Annotated in this window: 1 protein-coding gene; it reads right to left on the bottom strand. The window is 38.1% G+C overall.

Annotation, left to right across the window (positions count from 1 at the left end; genetic code table 11):
* The coding region (locus KVT37_RS32255; protein WP_217579034.1) for a hypothetical protein at positions 1-243 on the bottom strand (243 nt) is incomplete at its 3' end.
* Positions 244-270: the final 27 nt, after the last annotated feature.

Below are 270 nucleotides of genomic sequence, written 5' to 3'. Positions count from 1 at the left end.
GAAGATATCTTTTTGACTAACACCACATGCTTTCAAAAGGACTAACGGATCAATTGGATCATCCACATAACTTTGTGGCGGAATAAAACGAATTCGATCTTGAAACAAATCGAGATGGTCTTTCTGGATGAACTTACTAAATTTGCTGTACGATGTAGGTCGTTCAGAAGCTTCTCCCCAAACTTGAATGCTGTTGAAAACTGGTAGAAGTTGATTGTAACGTTCATTAGGAGCTTCAAGCATTATACACTTAGTGAAGATGTGACTCTC

The sequence above is a fragment of the Mesorhizobium sp. GbtcB19 genome (assembly GCF_019091085.1).
Lineage (GTDB): Bacteria > Pseudomonadota > Alphaproteobacteria > Rhizobiales > Rhizobiaceae > Mesorhizobium.
This window is presented reverse-complemented; position numbering and strand designations above follow the sequence as displayed.